Here is a 21,401-nt window from a genome sequence, read left to right on the forward strand (position 1 = left end):
AACATGGCAGAAATGCAGATGCAATCCTTACTTTCTTTCCCTGGACCGTCTCCTGATGCTCAAACATCAGGGGAGGTTCTCTCTACAGATTTTTATGCTTCCCTATATCAAGTTGTTCATGAGGAAGGCTATCCCTGTTTCGGGCGATTAAATGATCAGGGGGTAGCAGAGCTTTATCTGGTGTTTGAAGATATTGACGCTTTTAGTCAAGCAGTGGAGGGACTTAGTACGGTCGAGTTTCGCACGTATAAGGAGCAATTGCTTCTGATCGTATGGACAAAATATGATGAAAGTACTCCACTAGGATTCCCGCTTTCGTTTCTTCCACATGTACCTGTTGAACGTACTTGGCTTCATGCATTGTTAGAGCAGCCCGATCTGGAGCTGTTTTTTTTAGCAAGGGAACAAGACCTGCTGGTTCACATCTTCACGGAAGTACTTACTCTTTCATCTACTGAAAGATCAGATGTGTATCAAATGCTACAGGAGCTAGATGCGCGCACTCACAACCCCCTTATATTAGAAGGAGCAGATGAACAAGAAGATAGGAATGAGATAATTTCAAAATCTGCACTAGAGTTACCAGATGACCTATTGCTACAACAGGGAGAAGCATATGATTTTCTTTATCAGATTCATCTGCAAAAGCATCAGGATCAAGCAGAGCATGTCTTAATGGAGAGCTTGTATAAGGCCCTGCATATGCTAAGTCGGCATCCTGTCAGTCATATTCGAGAAGCGGACCTTCTTGTTTGGGTCTATGGGAATGAGCAAACATTCTCGATCTATACAAGCCCTTCCTTACGTTCCATGTACCATACGCAGCAGGATGATCCGTTTTTGGAATTATTTCGTCGGTTTCCTGCTTTTCAAAGCATTCGGGAAATATCTCCATTAAAAGAAGGCGCGTTTCCGATTTTTCAACGAGAAGCGGGATGCTTTTACCATCTGGAATTAAATCATGAGATGCAAAATAAGCTTGCTCGACTTTTTTCTCATATAGATCAAACAGGCGTGAATCCATTTGTCTAAACATACAGAAAACTAGACATGTTTCAACAAAGGATTAGACAAGCCAAAATGCGAAAAAGAGTAAAGATAAAAAGCGATGGGGGTGTAGGTAGTGAATTCTTCCCAACAAGGTAGTATCGCACTTATTTCTCAATCCTTTCAGGGTCTACAAAAAGAGGTGGAGCAAATCGCTCAAGCTTTGTCTCTTCGCACAGAGGGAGGAGTACGACTTTCTATGCCAGGAGAGACGTTTGCAAATACCTTTTGTGCTGACTTTACTCTTTGGGATTTGGCTGGCGTCATTACGCTGAAAAGCAAGCCGGGTAGATATGGTTTCAATCGTGACAATAGGCAAGACATTCCGCTAATTATGAGATTTTCAATCTCTTACAATTCGCCTAGGGATGCAGAAACCATTAAACAGAGGATTAACGAATATTTCTCTTATGAAGCAGAGGTTCACTGGAATGTTGCTTCGACCGAGCAAACGAAGCAGATGGATTTAGCGGTTCATTTCGAGTATCAACCGCAACATGATATTATAGATGCATATATTCGTTATGTGTTGGGCATGATAACGGGACGAAATACGGCTGCCTAATTGTGGGCTGGAAAAAAGGGCGCTCTCTGAGAGGGTCCTCTTTTTTACGGATAGGAATAAGAAAGGACTGAATCTATTGGTAAAACGCCTATTTATTGCCTTGCATGTTCCGACCGATGTAATTTCATATATTGAGGCTGCTCAACAACAGGTGAAGCAGGAGCTTAAAGCTGAGCGATGGCAGCCTTTACATAATTTACATTTAACCTTGCACTTTCTCGGAGATGTTGATGAACAAAACATTCCGGAGCTTAAGAAGGATATCCAGATTGTTAGTTCCATTATCCGTCCTTTTTCCTTGTCTATTGATCATTTTGGTTCGTTCCCCAAGGGAGGAAAACCACGAGTATTGTGGCTAGGACTGCAAGGGGATATAGAATCCTTGCAACAGATGCATCTCCTGTTGGGAAAACGCCTAGATCGTCATGAAAGCCTTCCGTATGACAAACGACCATATGAGCCACATGTAACCATAGCCCGCAAGCCAAAGTTGCATGAAGAGCGCTCCCTTCCATTAGCAGATTGGTCACAACGTTTTTTACCTCATCCCAAGCCTAGCTGGAAGGTAGAGGGAATTACCCTATTTCAGTCGGAGTTACGCCCAGAAGGAGCTATTCATACTCCACTATTCACCAGTTTATTAGGCGAAACAACGAATTTATAGAAAAAAACGCCGTTTTGCCGTTCAAATTTTCTCACCATCTGAATAAACTTAATAAAAACAGAAGATCACGAATGTGTGCGATCACAATGAGATGTCAGATGCTGAGAAAGCGGTGGAAATTCAAAATGAGTGAGTTTACTACCGGGGTGTTATATCCAAGACGATACGAAAGCAAACTGATTAAACAACTACCTGAGTCAAAGCAACCGTATTTTCATAAGCGGCTAAACGATGAATGGAATGTATTTTTTCTGGAAGATGAGTGGGTACAGACGGCGGAAACCCTTCAATACCTATTGGATTTATCCAAGCTTGGAGTGGCTCTGCTGTGGTTTCATGATGCGGAGGACAGCGGTTGGGGCTTCCGATTATTTGAAGGCGGCTACGAGGTATCGTCTGCTACGATTAGCTATATTTTAGATATGGAATTAGCGGAGATAGAAATGAAGCGGAGATATCCAGATCTAATAGATCCAGATGATTATATGAAAGAAGAAGACCTACGCAAAGAGTACGATGAACTAATTGATACAATCATTACCTCACAGATATATCGCCAGGAGGTGCAGAAGGGATTATCTCGCTGTAAGCCACAGTTGTTCCGTTCCTTCTTGTCTCCCAAGCAAATTCAGCAACTCCATTCATTGTTTGACACAAACATTCTAGTCGAAATCGATTATGAAACGGGTAGCAGTCTACTGTATGATTCAGTGGATTTGTTTAAGGAAATCTTAGGGATTGAAGAAATGATGTGGGTTAATTATTCGTATTTAGCAAGCGGAGGAAGAGATAGTGGGTTGGCATGATGCTGTGTAAAAAAATAGGGATGAAGCTGATAATCTACCCAGTAAAAAGCAAGGAACAGAGGCTTTGCCGAGCAATGATGCAGGCAAGGTCTTTGTTGCGTTCACGTTTAACAACTACGGCGACCCATTGATGAACAAATGAGCCGCCGATAATCGTTTACGCCTCTGATGCAACAGGCTGAATCCATTGGGCAAAAATAGTAGGCAGATTAAGCAAGAGGAGTAAACGCTCTCCTTCTTGGGCAATTCCAGCTAAATTGGAACCATCTAATCCTGCAACTACTGGTGGAGCCGCTTTTATGGAGGAAGGTGCAATTTTGGCTACTTCTGATACACCATCCACAACGATACCTGCTTCAAAGCCGTCTATTTTAAGTACGATAAAACGACTATCTTCAGTAAGCTGAATGGATGGTAGTCCAAACATTTTACGGATTTGTAAGATAGCAAGGATATTCCCGCGTAGATTAATGACACCTTCTACATACTCTGGTGATTTAGGAACCTTTGTAATAGGCATTGGCTTAACAATTTCCAGGACATTCTCCAATGGAAAACCGAACGTTTCATTACCCATGGTAAATAAGATATAAGAAAGGGCCTCGACATCGCTCTGAGATTGGTTGAGGCCTAGTTGATCTTGATTTAATTCCATGAGGCTTCCCCCTTTCTATTTTTCCTTCTAAAAGTATGTTTATTATATCATCTCAGATGGAATCTGGAATCGTTGCTTTTAGAAAAGCACAGTTTCATGGGCCGTGTATGATGTTCGATTCCATTAGAATTAATATTTGTAGGATTGATTAAATAAATAATAATAAATATATATAAATGTTTTTTGGTGCGATGAAAAAGTCGGTTTTCCGGTCTACGAAAAGATTGTCGTGAAATAGCCAAATCCAATGTTTTTGTGGATCTCAGATAGAGAAATTACCGAAAAATACATTATTTTCCTAATCCATTGAAAATGGCATGGAGTTTTTTTACAAGCATCAAAAGTTGCGAGATTCTGGCTGAAAAAGATACTAGTACCTATTTTTCGCTGATCATTATTGTCGAAATATTTAAATATAAATAAAAGTTAATAAAGAATAAGCAAATACCATTTTTTTGAATTACAATATATGTATAATTAAATTATAAGATGATTGAAAAGTTAAAAGTGTTAGTTTTATTCTAGCGTAAAAAAGGAGGTGAGTAATGAGCGGAAATTGCAGTATTTTGTCTATTTTGCAAACAATGAATTGGAAAGCCCCGAACAAACAATCATGAGTGAAACGTTCAAAATTGATTTAGGAGGGACTACTAGAATGTTTACAAAAATGAGTCTCGTGCGAGGAGAGAGGGAGCAACATTCACCTGACCAACAAGCCCTTGAGCTAACGAATGCAGAAAAATCTCTTTGGATCGCACATCAGATGAATCCAGCGTCATGCAATGAACCGCTTGGAGTTAAATTGAAAGGGGAAGTTTCTCTAATCCTCTTGCAGGAAGCTTTAGATCGAATTGTTCAACGCCATCCGGCTTTGCGAATGATCTTTATTTGTCAGGATGGAGAGAATCCACAAAAACTAATTTTACCTCAAGTGAATGTTCCAATCACTCCGCACGATTTTACAGCGATTTCACCGATAGAGAAAGAAAATATGATTCAGGACACGTTAGAGCTTTTACGTATAGAGCCATTTTCGTTGGAGGAAGGACCATTATTACGCCCTCATTTACTTAAAATAAGTGATGAAGAATATCTATTTTATGTTGTTTTCCACCATATCATTTATGATGGCTGGAGCTCTGGTATTTTCTTACGGGAAATATCCGCCTTCTATACAGCTTTAAAAAAGAAGGAGCAAATTGTTCAAGACAAGCAGGAAGATACAGTAATTGCTAAACTTATACAAGCTACTGAAATAGGAGCATTAGCTCATCATGAATCCGATACATACTGGGCAAATAAGATGCAAGGCTCTATTCCTTACGTGGGATTTTCCTCAGATCAATCTCCTGCTAAAGGCTTGACCTATCAAGGAGATTACATAAGCTGTATCATTGACTCGGCATTGATGCGGAAGGTTGAAAAATTTTCAACAGACATGCAGATAAGTGTGTATCGTGTTATGCTAACGGCTTATTTTATCCTTTTGCATCAAATGACTTTGGAAGAAGATATCGTGGTTGGTATGCCTGTGAATCTGAGACCGAGAAAAGGCTTTGAGGAAATTTTTGGCTATTATATTAATACTCTTCCTATCCGTCTTTCTTTAGCTGATGTACAAGGTTATAATCAATTGCTCAAGCAAGTTGATCAACATGTTAGAGAGGCCTTGCAGCATCAACATTATCGAAGTGAATCTCTGATCGAAAACACCGATTCAACTGAAAAGGGAGATAGACCAATCGTCTCTACGGTATTTAATATGGTAGGTCTTCCTACAATCGAATTTGAAGGACTTGAAGCAGAGGTAACTTATCAATTTAAACGTACCACTCTTTTTGATATTGTATGGCGAGTAGTTAAAAGCGAAGAGAAGCAATATATGATAGAGATAGATTTTAATACGGATTTATATCATTCGAATACAATTGAAAACTTACTTCAACGCTATATTCATGTATTAGAAACCTTGCTTCAAAATCCCGAAGCATCACTACATACATTGCCATTTCTTATTGAAGAGGATTATGAAATTTATAAGAAGATAAATCGCAATAATTTGGATTTTCCAACTACAAAAACGTTGGATCAGCTTATCGATGATCAAGCTTCTCAATTCCCAGACCGCCTAGCCATTACTATGGGAGAGGAAGCTATTACTTATAAACAATTGCAGGATCGGACTAATCAGCTTGCTCATTATCTTCTTCAACATCATCTGAAGAAAAGTGAGCGGGTTGCGTTATTAATGGATCGTCATATTGATACTATTATCGCCATGATAGCGATCTTAAAGGCAGGTGGAGCCTATGTTCCTATTGATCCAGATTTTCCTGCCGAGCGTATACAGTATATGGTTGCGGATAGCGAAGCAACCCATCTCATTACTAGAAAGAAATGGGCTCATAAGCTTCCGAATGATTTTGGATGCTGTTTATTGTGGGAAGAGATTCCAACAGATCTTCCTGTTGATTCAGTTGAAGCGTGCCATACTCCCGAGGATATTGCTTATATGATCTATACCTCAGGCTCAACCGGTAATCCAAAGGGTGTATTATTGTCCCATATTGGGGTTGTAAACTTAATTTATTCCTTAAAGGATAAGTACAAATATACAGAAAAAGATGTTTATTTACAGTTTGCTTCCCTTATTTTTGATGCCTCTGTGTGGGAAATTTACTCTAGCCTATTATGTGGTGGAAGACTTCACCTGCTTTCAGACCTAGATCGAACATCTCCAGAAAATTTTGTCCAGACCGTAAACAGGACCAAAGCAAATTATTGTGTTCTTCCTGTCATTTACTTTAAACAGCTATCGCAACTGCCTGAGGAGACATTAGAGCAATTACATTCGCTTAAGGCTATTTTTATTGGTGGTGAAACCTTATCCCCAGAAGCAGTACGTATGTGGCAGCGTAAGGTAGGAACGAGAATTCTAATAGCTAACGCTTATGGACCTACAGAGGCTACCGTTTGTAAAACAATCTATGATATTACAGAAATGTTGCCAGAGGAGCAACAAAGCATCCCGATAGGTAAGCCTTTGGCAAACAGTGAAATCTTTATTTTGAATAAACATGACATACTCTGTCCGCTAAATGTCCCAGGAGAAATCATTCTTGGAGGTGTAGGACTAGCAAAAGGGTATTTAAATCAAGCCGAACAAACAAAGACGGCTTTTGTTTCACTTGCTCTTCCTAACCAACCTGAGAAAAGGTTTTATCGCACCGGGGATATAGGGCGTATTCTACCAGATGGTAACTTGGAATTTATGGGGCGCATGGATCATCAGGTAAAAATTAGAGGCTATCGAATAGAGCTAGACGAAATTGAAACCGTATTATTACAGCATCCTAAGGTAAAGGATTCGGCTATTGTTGTCTACAAGGATGTTCATGATCGTTCCAGATTAGTAGCCTTTTATATGACTGCTGATTCTGATGGAGACGTACCAGTGGATGAATTAGTAACCTATCTGAATCAAAGGTTACCTGTATATATGGTACCGGAGCATTTCTATACTCTGTCATCAATGCCTCTCTCACCTAGTGGAAAAGTGGATCGTAAGTCATTAGCTCAACAAGCTAGATCACTTATGACCACGGAGAGTAGAATATATATCTCACCCAATACGTCTACAGAAAAAGCTGTAGTAAAAATATGGGCGAAAGTGCTTCAAATAGAAGAAGCGAAAATCAGCATTAATGATGACTTTTTTGCACTGGGAGGTCACTCATTAATAGCTATTAAAGTAATTAATCAGGTACAAAAGCAATTAGAAGCCAAAATCGAGCTTAAGGATTTATTCCAGTATCGTACGGTAGAACGTCTGGCAGTATTTATCGACGAGCAGGCTACTACAAATACTGCTTATCAAGTAAGTAAGGATATAGATAAATTGCCGCACGTTATTGAACAGGAGCATTATACATTATCGAATGCTCAGAAAAGGCTATGGTTCTTGGAAAAATGGAATAATAGTGTAGGCGTGTACCATGTTCCGTTACAGATGAAAATCAAACCAGGCCTTGATCCTGATTTATTCAGACAAGCTCTAGAAATATTGATCAATCGACATGAGATTCTGCGTACTACATTTGTGGAATTCCAGGGTGAACCTAGACAGGTTATACACAATTCTTTTGAGTTAGCACTTTATCATAAGGACTTGTCTCATTTACACGAAGAACAACAGAAAGCCGTAATCGAAGAAGAGATAAGAAATGATATGAAAGAGTCATTTGATTTGTCTAATGGACCTTTATTTAGAATCTCGTTATATTCGCTTTCGGATGAGCTAAGCCATCTCTATTTAAATTTTCATCACCTCATCACGGATGAATGGAGTATACAGCTACTCCTGCAAGAGTGCATGGAGGTTTATCAGGCTCAGGAACAAGGGAAGAAACCAAGCTTACAGCCTATTGAGCGTCGATATATTGATTATGCAGAATGGCAGGAACAAAAGCTTAGAGAGGGCTATTGGAAAGCGGAAGAGGCATACTGGCTTGAACAGCTAAAAGGACCTTTGCCGGTTCTAGAACTGCCTTTGGATTTCATTCGACCTAAGGAACAGACCTTTGAGGGCGAAACCGTTGATTTTCCTCTTACTAAAAAGCTCACTCAGCAGTTAAAAGAAGTAGGGAAAGCTGAAAGTGTTACGATGAATATGCTATTATTGTCTGCTTATTTCAAACTATTAAGCCATTTCTCTGGACAAGAGGATATTATTGTAGGGACCCCTATCGCTGGGCGAATACATGAAGCGGTAGAGCATATTCAAGGCTTTTTTGTAAATACATTAGCTATCCGGATGAATTTCCAAGGTGTGGATACTTTACACCAGCTTATCCAAAAGGTAAAGGAGACCACCTTAGCGGCTTATCATCACCAGGCGTATCCTTTTGATAGTCTAATAGAGCTAATCAATCCTGATCGAATGGAAAATCAAACACCTATCTTTTCAACGATGTTTACCTACGAAAATGATCTGAATCTACAGCAGGGTGATTATCAATTAGAAGTGCTCCCATGCGATATCAATACGAGTAAATTTGATCTTTCTCTAGCCGTATATGAGAAGAATCAGCAATTACATCTAGCGTTTGAATATAACAAGGATTTATTTACACAAGATACCATTTCTCGATTTGCTGATAGCTTGGAAAAAATCCTAGAAGCATTCATCAACCAGCGTCTGTCTGCTCCACATCTGCTGGATTTATTGACAGATGAGGAGAAACAACTGTATCAGGAAGTAAACGGTACAAAAGCTGCATACCCTTTTGAGCAAACGATTCAGGAACGTTTTTATGAACAAGCAAGCAAGTATCCTAGTAAAATCGCAATTTCAATGGGAGAGCAGTCTCTCACTTATGAAGAGGTAAACCACGCATCCAATCAGGTAGCTCATTATTTACGTTTTACCGGGATGAGACCGCAAGAGAAGGTAGCTATATTACTTGATAGAAGCATCGAGAGCATTATTGCTATGTTAGGTATCTTAAAGGCAGGAGGAGCTTATGTTCCAATTGATACGGGCTATCCAAAGGATCGTATTGAATATATCTTAGAGGATAGTCAAACCTCATACATGATTACAAGAGATGCTCACATGAAGGGATTATCACGTTATACAGGTGTCATCGTGCGCATGGAAGATGTGTATGAGCTTGGACAAACCAATCATGTGGAACCCTTAAATACTGCAGAGGATATAGCTTACGTCATTTATACATCTGGCTCGACAGGGAAACCAAAGGGCACATTACTGCGTCATCGTGGGGTTCTTAATCTGATTCAATGGAGGAAGGATCAATTTCAGGTAAATTGCGAGGATACTTTTGTTCAGTTTGCTTCCTTTAGCTTTGACACCTCTGTTTCTGAGATCTTTTCAGCCTTGTTGCATGGAGCTAGATTACACATTTTATCTGAAGATGAGAGATATTCTGTCAGTGCCTATGCTCTTGCAGTTCAAAAGGTTCAGGCTACAATCACGGATGTGCCAATTGTATTTTTCCATAACGTAATTGCTTCCCTGAGTAATACAGAAGTAGAAATGGTAAAAACGCTACGTATGATGATGGTTGGAGGAGAAGCTCTGCCTGCTGAATCTGTACGAGCATGGCATAATAGATTTGGTCAGCAGACGTTGATTATCAATGAGTACGGCCCGACTGAGGCTACTGTTTCTGCAACGTTTTATCCAATTCATCGGATCGAGCCTGAGCAAAAAAATGTTCCGATTGGAAAGCCGCTTGCCAATACCAAGATTCACATTCTCCATTCTCAAAAAACGCCGTGCCCGATTGGAGCAATTGGTGAGATTTATATCGAGAGTGTTGGACTTTCACCAGGGTATTGGAATCAAGAGAAGAAAAATGAAGAAGTATTTATCTCAAATCCATTTACTCATGAGTTTGCAGATAGACTATATCGCACAGGTGATTTAGCTAGATGGTTACCTGACGGCAATATTGAATTCGTGGGTAGAAGAGATGATCAAATTAAAATTAGAGGTTACCGTGTAGAATTAGGTGAAATAGAAGAAACGCTTTTACAGCATCCATTGATCCATCAATCTGTTGTGCTGGCAGTAGATTCTGGAGCAGAGAAAGTTCTTGTTTCCTATTACACTACGAATAGTCAACAAGAAATCCAAGCCAGCGAGTTAAATTCCTATTTATCTGGAACGCTTCCAGAATATATGCTTCCAAGGCATTATCTTCATCTGGAGGAACTACCGTTAACTCCAAATGGTAAAGTCGATCGAAAAAGCTTGATGCAGAACTCCCCGCATTTCGTGAAAAAAGAAAGAAGCTTTACTAAGCCTGAGACGCAGTTGCAAATAGAAATTGCGCAAATTTGGGAGCAGGTATTGGATGTGAAGCCTGTTGGACTAGAGGATGATTTTTTTGAGTTAGGTGGACACTCCTTAAAAATCATGCCAGTTCTGGTACAATTAAAGCCTAAATATCCGATGATTCGAATTCAGGATTTTTTCAAATTCCGTACAGTTGCTAAGCTTGCTCAGTATTTAGAAGAAAAGCAAGAACAAAGCACCAAAAGCACACAAAGCATAGAACAATCTCCAATAGCTACCAAACCTGTAACGAATCAGATACAGAAGAAACGCGAAAAAGTGTCTAACATCACTGTAAATGTACCAAAAGGAGTTTTCCTTACAGGTGCTACTGGTTTCTTAGGTGCCTATATTCTAAAGGAATTGCTTGAAATACCTTCAATTCCTATCCACTGTCTCGTACGTAAAACGGGCGATGCCTCGATTGATAGAAAACTAGAGGACAAAATGGTGTTCTATTTTGGACAAGACGTTCTATCGCAAATGAAGGGTAGAGTTTTCACGGTGGAAGGTGACTTAAGTAGCAAGGGCCTAGGGATGGATTCTTTGGTATGGGATCATTTAGCCGGAAAGATTGATTCGGTTATTCACTGTGGAGGAGAGGTAAGACATTATGGAGATCGTGAGCATTTTCATAAAGTAAATCTTGAGTCTACAAATGAACTAATTCAACTATCGAAAAAATTAAAAGCGCGGTTCCAGTATATTTCCACATTAAGCGTGGTTGGGCATTCTATCCACGATCCAGCAGAATTTATGTTTTATGAAACAGATTTTGACCGTGGTCAAGAGATAGAAAATGTCTATGTCGAAAGTAAGTTTTTATCAGAGAAAAGTGTAAGACAAGCGATGGAAGAAGGATTGGATGCAACCATTTACCGAGTAGGTAATCTGGTTGGACATTCTGTGACAGGTAAGTTTCAATATAACATTCATGAAAATGCATTTTACCGCTTGCTGAAAGCCATCTTCTTATTACGAGTTGCGCCTTCAATACCTGGCTATATGGATTTAACGCCTATTGATTATGGAAGCAAGGCTATTGTACAACTTTCGTGCCAGTTAGAGACAATCGGTGAGACGCTGCACATATGTAATCCGGCTCAAATTACCTGGGAGGATTTTATCCGTAACATACAACAAGCTGGATATCCGGTTTCTCTCATTCAGGCGGAGGAGTATATTCAGACTCTTTATCAGGGAGATCTTTCTGACGAGCAACAGCAGGCATTAGAGTTGATTCTGCCTTCCTTGGAAGCTAGTGAAGGCATGTCTATTTCGATACCTGACTGTGCGCTTGTACAAGAATTTTTACAAAATACCGCCGTTTTTTGTCCAAAACCGACAGAACAACTTATAAGAGGTATGATCGAATATGCTGTAGAAGTAGACTTTTTTCCTGCAATACAGGAGACTATCTTAAAGTAGCAGTAGCAGTAGCAGTAGCAGTAGCAGTAGCAGTAGCAGTAGCAGTAGCAGTAGCAACAGTAACAGTAACAGTAACATAGTCACTTTTTGGCCAATAAAAAGCGTGTAGACCTTTGTCCTGAGGGTGTCTACACGCTAAAGGCTTATCCATTTTTAGAAAAAGGATAAGCCTTTTCTTTTTCTCTATAAATAGAGATTAGGCTCCACGGCAAAATCGAAGTCCTCAATATCATAAAATTGAATCGGAATCACATATTCCAGCAAACGATCCTGCCATTCGGTTTGATCAGTAATCAGAGGAACGTCCCATTTCATTGCTGTTAAAATTAATTCTGTTTCAATGGGGTCAAAAATCTCTCCCCACATGGCGGTATCCTCCGCTTTTACAACGGTAAAGTGAACAGTATCACTATGTTCAAAGGTAACAGTAGACCATGGTGCTACCAATGATTTTTCCATCATTTTACGTCGAAACGGATTGCTGAAATATTGGAGCATGTCACCAATAATTTCCCTTACCCGTTGCTCTTCTTCTGGGTCATGCATGATGGGACTAGAATTTCCGATAAATTCGTCCAGTTCACGGAGAGTAGAAGAAGGGATGAGGTATTCGACAGGCTCGCTTGGCACTAGTAAATTGCCATATATAGCTAGCATGATGGCTTCAATCACAAATGGTTTCTTCACTTTTGTCTCCTCCTCCTTACTCATCCATCATACTGAAAAGGATGCTTGACAACAAGTGGAGTTACTCGTATGATGACAATATAAAACTTAAAAGAACGCAACTCTCAGTCAAAGGGGAGTAGCTTTTACAGCAAAGTCGTCATTACAGGATGTATATCCTCGGCTTTGTTGGCAACTGATCGTTGTTAGCAAGACCTTTGCCTATGTACAGGATATGTACGTAGGTAAAGGTCTTTTTTGTTGTCAATCATGACGTTTTCATGAAGAACCAGCAAAAGATCAAAGTAAGGCGTTCAAGGGTAAGATGAGCCCACGTGAAGGGCAGGGAGGGAAGAAATTATGTTTGAGACAGAATTTATTATTCAGTTACTGATGATCATTGCTATTGACATTTTGCTTGGTGGAGACAATGCAGTAGTCATTGCCATGGCAAGCCGAAACCTGCCGTTGGAGCAAAAGAAAAAGGCGATTTTTTGGGGAACAGGGTTAGCTGTAGTTGTTCGTGTAATCGCAACGATTGCAGCAGCTTATTTGTTACAAATTCCATTCTTATTTGTTATCGGAGGTCTCTTGCTGGTTTGGATTTCTTATAATCTATTGGTGGAAGATGGGCATGAAAAGGATATCAAAGCTGGAAATTCGTTAATGGCAGCGATTCGAACGATTGTGATCGCTGATGTAACAATGGGAATTGATAACGTTGTAGCAATTGCCGGCACTGCTCATGGTAATATGTTGCTCATTATTATTGGCTTACTAATTAGTGTACCAATCATGGTATGGGGAAGCACATTAATCCTCAAGGCGATGGATCGCTATGCATGGATTCCTTATGTAGGGGCAGGAATTCTAGCCTTAGCAGCAGCTAAAATGATTACGCATGAGGCTCATCTACAACCGTTCTTCGATGCGAATCCTTGGATAAGCTATCTACTGAAAGGCGTAATTATTGTAGGGGTAATCGTAGCTGGTTACTGGCAACGTAATCGGATGGCGAAAAAAGCCAGGGCCAACCAAATTATGCATGAAGAAAAGAGTTCTCATCATGAAGTAAATATCGGATCGTAAAAAGTAGCCACAGGAGCAGTCATGCTCCGTGGCTCTTTTATTTTTTGAAAAAGGGAGTGTTGTCTAGGGGGTCCGAGCCTGCCATTCACTGCGTAACATCCCCATTTTGATAGAATCATAATATGCACCACGGACGATTCTTGCTTGTCGTATTCGCCCTTCCTCTTGCATCCCGCATTTTTGGGCTAGACGCATCATCCGTTCGTTGCCTGACCATGTCGAGATTCCGAGACGAACCACATCCATTTCGGTAAACAAATAATCAATCCACGATTGAAAAGCAACGGTTCCGTAACCGCCAGACCAATAAGATGAATCATAAATGACAATGCCTATCTCGCACCAATTAGTCGCTTTGTCTACCCAGTAACGACCTACCGTACCTTTTAGCTCTCCATTGATTTCAATCACTAGATTCCTGCGGGGAATTGTTGTGTTTACTAGGAGTAAATCCTCATGATACCGTTTTTCGTATTCCTCTACAGGTACATAGTCAACAGGCTGATAAGGCCCATTCCAATTTTGAAACTCCCGGTCAATAGCCGCGTAGTTATAGTGCCAGATGAGGGGGATATCCTCTGGTTGAAGATCGCGAAGAATCATATTTTGGAGGGCAGGATTTTTTATTTGTACATACATGTTTGTTCCTCCTATCCAGATTCGGAAAAATATTTTTGCAAAAGTGATAATCTTTTATCATTATAAGATAGAGAGCTAATAGAGCAAAGTCAAAAAAAATACCGGCTTATGCCGGACCTGAATAAAGACAAGGGTCTCTACTCTGAAATGACACTATGGTTGTTACTGCGGGTAAACCAGCGAAAAGGATTAAGTGACCATCTGCTTTCATAGCGGTTGGAGCGTTGCTTACGACGTGTCAGGCGCTGATGCATGAGATCCATTTCAAACGTCACACGGCGCATTTCCAAACGAAGAGCCTCTTGTTTCTCTTCAATTTCAGCGATTTTTTCTAATATAGAAGCCTGCAGCTGTGGCAGCGTGGATAGTTGACTTATTTCTTTTTGGAATTGAAGAAGTGTATCCTGTACGGTTATTTCAACCTCTCGAAGGGCATTTGTAAGAGGCTGACTAGGTAATGCTTTCGATCCGCTAACCTGTGTCTCCCCGTTTGCTGCTACTTCATTATCTAAGATTTCAACAGGAAGGATGCCTTCCTCCAGCATGTCCCGCTGAATCTCTTTTAGGGAGCTGTTCCCGGAATCTTTGCGTTTTTTTGCTTCTTGCAACAGCGTGAAACCATCTGTGCTAATTAAATAATGTCCCTGTGGATTTTTTTGTCGTTGGCTTGTCGGTACGAATAAGTCTAGCCAATTACGCAAGGTGCGAACATGCAGGTCTAACTTTTCCGCTACTTCTTTAGAAGCCATCCAAGTATGCAGCATTTGCTTCATGTGATCACTCTCCAATCGTAATTCCTCAAAGCAGATTTTAGACATTTGTGACCAGCCAAAATACAACAGGACAAAGACAAAGACGTGCTGAATAGATGTTGGTTCCATTTTCTACAGGTATTATAGCACCTATTTTTCCCGGAAAAAGGCAATCGACAAAGGTTCTAAAAACTAGTGATCTTTCGGCGAATTTGGACAAGTATAGGGATGGATGTCTAGCTTTGACAAGAACAGAGGAGCATAACTATCTATCAGTAAGCGTAAAATGAATCAGATCAACAGTTTGTCCGATTGTGGATAAGGAAGGCAGGGCATGAAATAATGTGGCATCCTCCAATATCAATTCTGTTGTTACTGGTTTGCGTTGCTAGTTTGCTTGGCAGTTTTACCATCTGTTTTCGCAAACAGTGGTCTGAGCAGGCATTATTTGTGATGATTAGCCTAGGAGGCGGCATTTTACTTAGTTTAACCGTTTTGGATCTTCTGCCACATGCAATGGTAGAAGATGCACATCAATTTCTGCCACTGGTATTGGTAGGCTTTATGCTACTATTCCTACTAGAAAGCATTCGACACGACCAAGGAAGGCCACATACGAATAACCTGATCGGCATAAGCTTTGGATTTTTTATGCATGCCTTTTTTGAAGGTTTTTCGATCGCAGCAGGATTGGATAAGGATGCAGGTCTTGCTTTTCCATTACTCATAGCGCTTATCCTACACCGATTGCCTGATGGAATTACGGTATCCTCACTATTGCTAGCAGCTACAGGTAAACGTGGAATGGCCTTGCTTGGGGGACTTGGTTTATGTGGGGCTACCATTCTTGGAGCTATGACCTTGCGTCTGGCCGGACATTGGATTTCCGAAGCATGGACGAGTGCGGGACTAGCTTTGTCAGCTGGGGTATTTTTATATGTAGCAGCGAGTCACCTAGTCCCTCTTATACAAAACCGAAATTATCCTAAATTAAGCCTTTATTTTTGTGTATCTATGCTACTTTACATGGTTTTTTCACTTTTTTTTCATACACATCCTCACTAAATGACGAATCAAACTACTAGCGAGAACTCGTAGAACAAGCTAATATAAGTTATAATGTTTGGAGTATGTTGGGAAAGAAAGGGGTTTTTACATATGAATTTATTGCAAGGTAAAAATATTTTGGTTATGGGTGTAGCGAATCATCGCAGTATCGCGTGGGGAATTGCCCAGTCCTTGTCGAAAGCGGGAGCGAACCTGATTTTCACATATCAGGGAGAGCGATTGAAAAAGAATGTAGAGGATTTGGCTGCAACGTTGGATCAGCCTGAGCAACTATTGTACAACTGCGATGTGACCAAGGATGAAGAGGTAGCAGCATTATTCCAATCTATTAAAGAAAAAGTAGGAGTATTGCATGGCATCGCTCACTGTATCGCATTTGCTAAAGGGGAAGATCTAAGCGGTGAATTCGTTGATACCTCCCGTGACGGATTTGCGTTAGCACATGACATCAGTGCGTATTCTCTGGTAGCGGTAGCTCGCGAAGCTCGTCCGTTAATGACAGAGGGCGGTAGTATTGTTACGTTGACATATCTTGGCGGTGAGCGTGTAATCTCCAATTACAACGTGATGGGTGTAGCTAAAGCAGCTCTCGATATGAGTGTACGTTATTTGGCAAGTGATCTTGGCAAAGATAACATTCGCGTAAATGCGATCTCTGCCGGTCCAATCCGTACATTAGCTGCAAAAGGTATTAGCGGCTTTAATGCGATCATCAAAGAAATTGAAGAAAAGGCTCCTTTACGTCGTACGATTGATCAAACAGATGTAGGCGACACTGCTTTATTCTTAATGAGCCATATGTCTCGTGGTATTACTGGTGAAGTACTACATGTTGACGCTGGCTACAATATCATCGGTCGTTAAGCTAGACTACTAAAAGAACCCCCTATGGATTGCCGTGAAAGTAAAGTTCAGTTCTGCCTTAGAACGGAACCTTATGCCGGCTAGCATAGGGGGTATTCTTTATCGTAACATGGTTCTATTCTGGTTCTTTTTTTCCTCGCCCCATCTCCGAAACAAAGCGGGACATACGTGTTTTACGACCGAATCTCTCAGTAGGTACACCAATAAATAAATCATGTCTTGCACGTGTAACAGCTACGTACATGAGGCGACGCTCTTCCTCGATAGCGTCCTTGTTCCCTTGGCGTGCTTGATCCATAGCAAAATCATGAGGGATTGCCCCTTCTACCACATCCACTAAGAAGACAGTATCGAATTCTAAGCCCTTTGCTCGATGAATACTTAGCATCTGTACGGCATTGTGATTGTTTTGTGGCTGCTTGCGCCATTCAGCTTCCTTTTTTATCATCTCATCAATATAAATGAGGAAATCTTGAATGCTAGTATGACGTTTCGCTGACACCAATAACTGACGCAATTCATCTGTGGAGCGTTCCTGATCCCGTTCTGGACGATCTTTATCACGCTTTTTTACGTAATCACGTAGCTTAAGGTCCTCATAAATCGTTTCAAGTGCATGAACGGGAGTAGCGTTATATAAGCTATGTAGCGTATCTATTACTTTACGCATTTGCGCCCGTTGAAAGGTTTTTAGATGGGTTAATTCGGGAAGCACGGTTAACTGCGAACAATTATTTAAGATCGATTGACTTCGAATATCGTTCCAAACGGTTGGTGATAGATAAAGCGTAGGCAATATTTCTCGCAGCGCTGATTCATTTTCACGATCTACCACCAGTCGCAGGTAACCGAGTGCCCAGCGAACCACTTGTTTGTTATAGAAAGGCTCATCCTCTCGTGTAAAGGAGAATGGAATATCTGCCTCGCTCAGACGTTCTAGTAAAGGGCGTGTAGACTCGTAGGTACGAAACAACAGCGCAAATTGGTGAGGCTCTGCTCCATTTTCTATGCGCAGCTTAATTTCATCCACGATCCGGGATGCTTGTTCCTCTTCATCCGCTGGCTGGAAGAGGTAGCAAGAGCCTTCTTCCCGGTGAAATGACTTTAGTTCCTTTTTCCAGCGAGTACGATTGTTCCCGATCAGGGAGTAGCCAAGACCCACGATAGAAGAGCGAGAACGATAGTTTACTTCTAATGAAATGGTCTTTGCATTAGGATAGTCAGCGGTAAAACCAAGAATATAGCGTGGATCACTGCCCCGAAAGCCATAAATAGACTGATCATCGTCTCCGATTACGCAGAGATTGTTTTCAGGAGCAGCCAGTAACTTTACTGTTTCATATTGAACGCGGTTAATATCTTGGAACTCATCAATCATAATGTATCGGATGCGTCCCTGATACAACGACAAGATATGCGGATTGTCTTTTAGCATTTCATAACAGCCAATTAGCATATCATCAAAGTCAAACCAACCGTGCTGTTTTTTTAACTTTTCGTAGAGAGGATATAGTTCCTGTGCTTGCTTTTCTTCTGGACTATCCGCTGACAATAGCTGGGCATCGGAAGTGGTGATATATTCATTTTTCCAACGGCTTATGATACTCAAGACTGCCTCAAAATCCGACTCCTTGACTATCGGATTCTCCATCTGTGCAATAGCGCCAGTTTCACGTAAAAATTTACGCTTTTGCCATTCTTGCTTTAACAAACGTTGCTGATCCCAGCGTTCAGGCTGATGAAATAATAGCATTCGGTAAAATAAGCTATGGAAGGTACCTGCAATCAAAGCTGATGCCTGATGGGAAGGCAAAGATTTCATTAAACGATGTTTAATTTCTCCGGCTGCTTTGGTAGTAAAGGTGACCACCATGATAGAGCGTGGGTCAATATTCAGCTTTGTAATTAAATGGGCAGTACGGGCAGTCATAACACGAGTTTTGCCACTGCCAGCACCTGCGAGAATTAATAAGGGCCCCTCGGTACAAGTAACAGCCTGCTCTTGTGCAGGATGTAGATCTGAATGATAACGTTCTTCCAATACCTGTGTGCGTTGTTTTGGTGCAATCAGGGTACGGAAGCTTTTAACAGGTGTAGTGGGCGCCTGTGTCACAGCCGTTGCTGGAGGTGTAATGCTGCGTCCTTTAGGTAAGCGAAAACCACCGACTATTGAATCATTGGATTGATCATGATTAGCAGAGGCTTGTACAGATTCCAGACCTGATGCTGATGTAGACTGTTTTGCTTTAGCTGTACTATTGCTGCTCGCAGATGCTAATTCTGTCGTGACCAACGCTTGTTGTAAGTAGCTATCCAATTCGTCTAGTGAACAGGGAGCAGTATGTACATGAGTAAAAAATGGCTTACGGCTTATGCCAGCAACGATCTGAACAGGTTGTCCACAAACAGGGCATGAGAGTTCCCCTTGCTTCGCATACATGCGCCAAGTGGGAATTTTTGCATAGTTGTCTTTGCGTAACAAAAGCAACTCATCATTGTACTTGGCAATATTCAATATAGATTCACTCCTATACAAACGGAAATGTCCCTCAATGATAGAGGGACATTCCAGTTATCAGGCTTGCAATAGGATATCGCCAGACGAATCTTCTTGTGCTGGCTCTACTTCAAGCTGTTCAATGGCAATTCTATTTATTCGGTGGTTATCGAATTCTGTAATCGTAAACTTAAAGTTATTATAGAGAACAGACTTTCCAGCCGTCACTTCTTCACTTAATTGGCTGTATACCCAACCTGCAATTGTATCCACATCATCGGAAACCAGCTCGATCGGCAAGATATCATTCAAGTCGGTGAGCAATGTTTTACCAGATACCGATAAAATATTTTCCGCTTTGGTTTCGATTTCAGGACGCTCAAATGCATCAAATTCATCCTGAATTTCGCCTACGATCTCTTCTAGGATATCTTCCATGGTAATGAATCCGGCAGTACCACCATATTCATCAATGACGATCGCGATCTGTGAACGGCGCTTTTGCATCAGTCGCAGAACGTGGCTCACTTCCATGGACTCTGGTACCGTTAAGATAGGACGCAAAAAGTCATGCAAATTAGCTTTTCCTTCTGTGAGAGCTGCTAGATAGAAGTCTGAAGTATGCACAAAACCAATGATTCTGTCTTTGTCGTTATGAGCGACAGGAAAACGCGTATGACGTTGATCACGAATCATTTGCAGGTTTTCCTCAAAGGTATTGTCATCATATAAGCAGATCATGTCAATTCGTGGAATCATGATTTCACGTGCAAGACGTTCGGAGAAATCAAAAACATTATCCACAAGCTCCATTTCTTCGACATCAATGTGACCGCTTTTGTGACTTTCATTTACCAACAAACGAATTTCTTCTTCTGTATGGGCCGTCTCATTTTCAGAAACTGGCTGAATGCCCAAACGGCGCAATAAAAAAGTTGCTGCACCATTCAGTACCCAAATGATTGGATAACTGATTTTGTAGAAGAACATGAGCGGAGCAGCCACCAGTAGTGAGGTTGATTCCGCTTTTTGGATGGCGACCGACTTTGGTGCCAATTCTCCAAGAACGATGTGCAAAAAGGTAATAATACCGAATGCAATCGCAATGGAAATAGAGTGTAAAAGAGCCTCAGACGCAATCCAGTGACCAAGGAGAGGTTTGACAATCAGATTTCCAATCACTGGTTCCCCGACCCAGCCAAGTGCCAAGGATGCGAGTGTAATCCCCAATTGGCAAGCGGATAAATAAGCGTCTAGTTGTTGTGTTACCTTTTGCGCGTAAACGGCGCTTTTGCTACCTTCGTTAACCAATTGGGTTAAGCGCGTTTGACGCACTTTTACCAAGGAAAACTCGGCTGCAACGAAAAATCCGTTTAAAAGAACCAACAGGATAGCTACAAATACTTGGCCTGCTATTAACAGTAGGTTCGACGGATCTATCGGTATACTGTCCAAATGGTTTCTCCACCTTCTAGCTTGTAGAAAGGGAGAACTCACCTCCATCTTTCGTTGAATTTATATATGATGTTGTAGATTATGAACGTTTGGACAAAAGATGACATATTTAAATGCCAAGGAAAATAGAAAGTTTATATAAATTGTTTACACATTAGTATACCAGCAGGTGAATTGGATAGTCAAAACCAGATATCTCTAATCTTGGCAGGAAAAAGCTGCAAGCATCGCTGTGGCTCCTTTTTTCTGGAAATCATGCATGTATTCATTCATTCTGCCCCATTTTTATGCATGGAAAGCAAATGCTCCAGCTATGGTGAGCAAACACCCTAAATGCTTGTAGA

At 40.9% G+C, this 21,401-nt stretch carries 14 protein-coding genes and 1 riboswitch; of the genes, 8 read left to right on the forward strand and 6 right to left on the reverse strand.

What is annotated here, in order from left to right; all coding sequences use genetic code 11:
- Positions 1-3: 3 nt before the first annotated feature.
- From O0550_RS08740 to O0550_RS08755, 4 genes are all read left to right on the forward strand, one after another.
- The gene (locus tag O0550_RS08740; RefSeq protein ID WP_258426052.1) at positions 4-1,032 is read left to right on the forward strand and encodes a hypothetical protein; all 1,029 of its coding nucleotides are present in this window, start codon (positions 4-6) and stop codon (positions 1,030-1,032) included.
- Between the two features lie 91 nt (positions 1,033-1,123).
- On the forward strand, positions 1,124-1,612 hold the full coding sequence (locus tag O0550_RS08745; RefSeq protein WP_003340034.1) for a hypothetical protein: 489 nt from the start codon (positions 1,124-1,126) through the stop codon (positions 1,610-1,612).
- Between the two features lie 76 nt (positions 1,613-1,688).
- Complete coding sequence (gene thpR, locus O0550_RS08750; protein ID WP_258426053.1) at positions 1,689-2,276, forward strand: RNA 2',3'-cyclic phosphodiesterase; 588 nt, start codon at positions 1,689-1,691, stop codon at positions 2,274-2,276.
- A 125-nt stretch (positions 2,277-2,401) separates the two neighbouring features.
- Entirely contained in the window at positions 2,402-3,082 is a 681-nt protein-coding gene (locus O0550_RS08755; RefSeq protein ID WP_258426054.1) for a hypothetical protein, read from the forward strand.
- 157 nt (positions 3,083-3,239) lie between these two features.
- Here the strand turns inward: O0550_RS08755 and O0550_RS08760 are convergent, their stop codons facing one another.
- Complete coding sequence (locus O0550_RS08760; protein WP_003340028.1) at positions 3,240-3,737, reverse strand: chemotaxis protein CheW; 498 nt, start codon at positions 3,735-3,737, stop codon at positions 3,240-3,242.
- Positions 3,738-4,392: 655 nt separating this feature from the next.
- Between O0550_RS08760 and O0550_RS08765 the strand changes: the two genes are divergently transcribed.
- On the forward strand, positions 4,393-12,027 hold the full coding sequence (locus tag O0550_RS08765; protein ID WP_258426055.1) for a non-ribosomal peptide synthetase: 7,635 nt from the start codon (positions 4,393-4,395) through the stop codon (positions 12,025-12,027).
- Positions 12,028-12,210: 183 nt separating this feature from the next.
- Here the strand turns inward: O0550_RS08765 and O0550_RS08770 are convergent, their stop codons facing one another.
- The gene (locus tag O0550_RS08770) at positions 12,211-12,714 is read right to left on the reverse strand and encodes a hypothetical protein (protein WP_003338771.1); all 504 of its coding nucleotides are present in this window, start codon (positions 12,712-12,714) and stop codon (positions 12,211-12,213) included.
- A 101-nt stretch (positions 12,715-12,815) separates the two neighbouring features.
- Positions 12,816-12,959: riboswitch (yybP-ykoY riboswitch) on the forward strand.
- Between the two features lie 94 nt (positions 12,960-13,053).
- On the opposite strand from O0550_RS08770, the gene O0550_RS08775 reads away from it, so the two are divergent.
- On the forward strand, positions 13,054-13,782 hold the full coding sequence (locus O0550_RS08775; protein WP_003338772.1) for a TerC family protein: 729 nt from the start codon (positions 13,054-13,056) through the stop codon (positions 13,780-13,782).
- A 63-nt stretch (positions 13,783-13,845) separates the two neighbouring features.
- On the opposite strand, the gene O0550_RS08780 is transcribed toward O0550_RS08775, so the two are convergent.
- Positions 13,846-14,421: a GNAT family N-acetyltransferase gene (locus tag O0550_RS08780; protein WP_003338773.1), complete on the reverse strand. Its 576-nt coding sequence runs from the start codon at positions 14,419-14,421 to the stop codon at positions 13,846-13,848.
- Positions 14,422-14,558: 137 nt separating this feature from the next.
- Complete coding sequence (locus O0550_RS08785) at positions 14,559-15,194, reverse strand: hypothetical protein (RefSeq protein ID WP_003338775.1); 636 nt, start codon at positions 15,192-15,194, stop codon at positions 14,559-14,561.
- Positions 15,195-15,515: 321 nt separating this feature from the next.
- On the opposite strand from O0550_RS08785, the gene O0550_RS08790 reads away from it, so the two are divergent.
- Both O0550_RS08790 and fabI read left to right on the forward strand, forming a co-directional pair.
- Positions 15,516-16,238, forward strand: coding sequence for a ZIP family metal transporter (locus O0550_RS08790; RefSeq protein ID WP_121472812.1), 723 nt, complete (start codon positions 15,516-15,518; stop codon positions 16,236-16,238).
- A 93-nt stretch (positions 16,239-16,331) separates the two neighbouring features.
- The gene (fabI, locus tag O0550_RS08795; protein WP_003338777.1) at positions 16,332-17,105 is read left to right on the forward strand and encodes an enoyl-ACP reductase FabI; all 774 of its coding nucleotides are present in this window, start codon (positions 16,332-16,334) and stop codon (positions 17,103-17,105) included.
- 115 nt (positions 17,106-17,220) lie between these two features.
- Here the strand turns inward: fabI and O0550_RS08800 are convergent, their stop codons facing one another.
- Both O0550_RS08800 and O0550_RS08805 read right to left on the reverse strand, forming a co-directional pair.
- Positions 17,221-19,620: a UvrD-helicase domain-containing protein gene (locus O0550_RS08800; protein ID WP_258426057.1), complete on the reverse strand. Its 2,400-nt coding sequence runs from the start codon at positions 19,618-19,620 to the stop codon at positions 17,221-17,223.
- Positions 19,621-19,680: 60 nt separating this feature from the next.
- Positions 19,681-21,057: a hemolysin family protein gene (locus O0550_RS08805; protein ID WP_003338779.1), complete on the reverse strand. Its 1,377-nt coding sequence runs from the start codon at positions 21,055-21,057 to the stop codon at positions 19,681-19,683.
- Positions 21,058-21,401 lie beyond the last annotated feature (344 nt).

Origin of the sequence: Brevibacillus halotolerans, from assembly GCF_026891775.1 — a bacterium.
Taxonomy (GTDB): Bacteria; Bacillota; Bacilli; order Brevibacillales; family Brevibacillaceae; genus Brevibacillus_B; species Brevibacillus_B halotolerans.